Origin of the sequence: Ideonella azotifigens (assembly GCF_006519715.1) — a bacterium.
GTDB lineage: Bacteria > Pseudomonadota > Gammaproteobacteria > Burkholderiales > Burkholderiaceae_C > Ideonella > Ideonella azotifigens.
In genome coordinates this window covers 1-3280 of record NZ_VIDT01000626.1, presented here as the reverse complement: position 1 = coordinate 3280, position 3280 = coordinate 1, and the positions used below count along the sequence as shown (strand labels likewise).

At 68.5% G+C, this 3280-nt stretch carries 4 protein-coding genes; all 4 read left to right on the top strand.

All coding sequences use genetic code 11. The features are described 5' to 3' along the window. Positions 1-413: 413 nt before the first annotated feature. The gene (locus FKP22_RS25265) at positions 414-1661 is read left to right on the top strand and encodes an IscS subfamily cysteine desulfurase (protein WP_170201081.1); all 1248 of its coding nucleotides are present in this window, start codon (positions 414-416) and stop codon (positions 1659-1661) included. A 46-nt stretch (positions 1662-1707) separates the two neighbouring features. Continuing rightward, positions 1708-2169 (top strand): Fe-S cluster assembly scaffold IscU, encoded by a 462-nt coding sequence (gene iscU / locus FKP22_RS25260; protein WP_141290469.1) that lies wholly within the window; start codon positions 1708-1710, stop codon positions 2167-2169. 61 nt (positions 2170-2230) lie between these two features. After that, a complete protein-coding gene (gene erpA / locus FKP22_RS25255) occupies positions 2231-2650 on the top strand; it encodes an iron-sulfur cluster insertion protein ErpA (RefSeq protein ID WP_141290466.1) in 420 nt (139 codons plus the stop codon). Between the two features lie 7 nt (positions 2651-2657). Next, the gene (locus tag FKP22_RS25250; RefSeq protein WP_141290464.1) at positions 2658-2981 is read left to right on the top strand and encodes a HesB/IscA family protein; all 324 of its coding nucleotides are present in this window, start codon (positions 2658-2660) and stop codon (positions 2979-2981) included. The last annotated feature ends 299 nt before the right edge of the window (positions 2982-3280 follow it).

The following is a 3280-nucleotide window of genomic DNA, read 5'->3' as shown; positions in this document are numbered from 1 at the left end:
TTCCTCGCGCGGCGCGTGGGCTGCCAGGCGAAGCGCCTGGCGAGCGGCCGCCGGCATCTCGCCGCCAAAGAATTCGTCTGCTGATTCGCCGGTGAAGAGGTTCATGGTCGGTCGCTTGTCGGGTTGCGTCTTGCGCGGGGTGCTGCCTTGCTGCTGACGCAAACAACGGGCCCGCAGCGCCTTCGCAGGGCAGGGCCCCGGGCGGCCCGGCGCCGCTGCGTCGTACATCCGACAAAGCCGACAGCGGCTGTCCGCACGACAGGGGCCGGTGGTCGTGCGGCATCGATTCCCAGCCCGCTCGAATGGCGCCAAGTGCCTGATTCGTTTGATGTTTCCGGTGCCGGAATACGAGCCGCCGGAACTGGCACGTTCCTTGAGAAGAAGGAGCACCTGACCTGACTGGGAGTGGTGCGATGAATGGCTCGACACGGGGTTCGCTGGATCTGAAGCTGGACGGCAAGCCGATCTATCTCGACTATGCCGCCACCACGCCGGTGGACCCGCGCGTGGTCCATGCGATGGTGCCCTACCTGTACGAGCAGTTCGGCAACCCGGCCTCCCGCAGCCATGCCTACGGCTGGGCCGCCGAAGAGGCGGTGGAGATCGCCCGCGAGCACGTGGCCGGGCTGATCGGCGCGGACCCGCGCGAGATCGTCTGGACCTCGGGCGCGACCGAGTCCAACAACCTGGCCCTGAAGGGCGCGGCCCGCTTCTACCAGGCCAGGGGCAAGCACCTGATCACGCTGAAGACCGAGCACAAGGCCGTGCTCGACACCATGCGGGAACTGGAGCGCCAGGGCTTCGAGGTGAGCTACCTGGACGTGCAGCCCGATGGCCTGCTGGACATCGACGTGCTCAAGGCCGCGCTGCGGCCAGACACCTTGCTGGTCTCGGTGATGTTCGTCAACAACGAGATCGGCGTGATCCAGGACGTGGCCGCGATTGGCGCGCTGTGCCGCAGCAAGGGCGTGCTGTTCCATGTGGACGCGGCGCAGGCCAGCGGCAAGGTAGAGATCGACCTGGCCACGCTGCCGGTGGACCTGATGAGCCTGTCGGCCCACAAGACCTACGGCCCCAAGGGCATTGGCGCGCTCTACGTGCGGCGCAAGCCGCGCGTGCGCATCGAGGAGCAGATGCACGGCGGCGGCCACGAGCGCGGCATGCGCTCGGGCACGCTGGCCACGCACCAGATCGTCGGCATGGGCGAGGCCTACCGGCTGGCGCGGCAAAGCATGGCCAGCGAGAACCAGCGCATCGCGGCGCTGCGCGACCGGCTGCTGGCGGGGGCTCGCGAGATCCCCGAGGTGCTGGTCAACGGCAGCCTGCAGCAGCGCGTGCCGCACAACCTGAACCTGAGCTTCACCTTCGTCGAAGGCGAGTCGCTGCTGATGGGAATGAAGGGCATTGCCGTGTCCTCCGGCTCGGCCTGCACCTCGGCCAGCCTGGAGCCCAGCTACGTGCTGCGCGCGCTGGGCCTGTCCGACGAAGTGGCCCACAGCTCGATCCGCTTCTCGTTCGGCCGTTTCACCACCGAGGCCGACATCGACACCGCACTGGCCCGCGTGAAAGCCACGGTGGCCCGCCTGCGCGAGCTGAGCCCGCTGTGGGACATGCACTGCGCCGGCGTGGACCTCGCCAGCGTGCAGTGGGCCGAGCACTGAACCCCACCCAACCCGCCCCTTCATTCCCAGAGCCCCAGGAGCCCCCATGGCCTACAGCGAAAAAGTCATCGAGCACTACGAGAACCCGCGCAACGTGGGCGCCTTTGGCGCAGACGACGATGGCGTGGGCACCGGCATGGTCGGCGCGCCCGCCTGCGGTGACGTGATGAAGCTGCAGATCCGCGTGAACCCGGCCACCGGCCTGATCGAGGACGCACGTTTCAAGACCTATGGCTGCGGCTCGGCCATCGCCTCTTCGTCGCTGGTCACCGAATGGGTCAAGGGCAAGACGCTGGACCAGGCGCTGGCCATCAAGAACACCAGCATCGCCGAGGAGCTGGCGCTGCCGCCGGTGAAGATCCATTGCTCCATCCTCGCCGAAGACGCCATCAAGGCGGCGGTGGCCGACTACCGGCAGCGCCATGTCGCCACGGATGCGGGCGCCGCGACCACGCTGGAACAGCCCGCCTGCAGCCCGTCCGCCGCGAACGCCACTGCCGTCGCCTGAGCGCCGCGGATTTCCTTCGCCTCCCTGGCCCCAGTGGCCATTCACCGAACAGGAACCCACCATGTCCGCTTGCCAATCCCAACCGAACGCCGGCAGCAGCTGCGCCACCACGCCTCGCCCGCCGTCAGAGCCCTTCGTTCTGCCCGAGGGCGCGCCCAAGCTGCAGGTCAGCGACGCGGCCATCGGCAAGGTCGGCGCGATGCTGGCCGAAGAGGGCGACCCTGAGCTGAAGCTGCGCATCTTCGTGACCGGCGGCGGCTGCTCCGGCTTCCAGTACGGCTTCGCGTTCGACGACGTGGCCAAGGACGACGACCTCTGCGTCGAGGCCGGCGCGATCAAGGTGCTGGTCGATGCCTCCAGCCTGCAGTACGTGATGGGCGCGCAGATCGACTACGAGGAAAGCCTGGACGGCTCGCGCTTCATCATCCGCAACCCGAATGCCGCCAGCACCTGCGGCTGCGGCAGCTCCTTCAGCGTGTGAGGCCGTCATGACACTCAGTGTGACGCCCAAGGCCGCCAGGCAGATCCAGAAGGCGCTGGCGCAGCGCGGCGGCGGCTTCGGCCTGCGCGTGGCCGTGAAGACCAGCGGCTGCTCGGGCTATGCCTACGCGCTGGAATTCGCCGAGTCCCCCGCACCGGAAGACTTGCAGTTCGCCAGCGAAGGCGTGACCCTGCTAGTGGACGCCAAGAGCCTGCCGCTGGTCGACGGCACCCAGCTGGACTGGGTGCGCGAAGGCCTCAACGAAGGCTTCAAGTTCCACAACCCGAACGCCACCGCCAACTGCGGCTGCGGCGAGTCCTTCGCGGTCTAGACGGGCCCACCCCCTACGCGCTTCGCGCGCCCCCTCAAGGGGGGCACCGCTGGCAGGCCGGCAAAGCCGTCCTGCGGCGGTCGCTGGGTTTGGGGGAGCCTGATCGCCGGCTGTTCCCTGTTCACTCCAAGAGGTACATGATGGCTTTGCTGCAGATTGCCGAACCCGGCCGCGCGGCGGCGCCGCACCAGCACCGGCTGGCGGTGGGCATAGACCTGGGCACCACCCATTCGCTGGTGGGCACCTTGCGCAGCGGCGTGCCCACGGTGCTGGGCGATGCGCAGGGCCGGCTGCTGCTG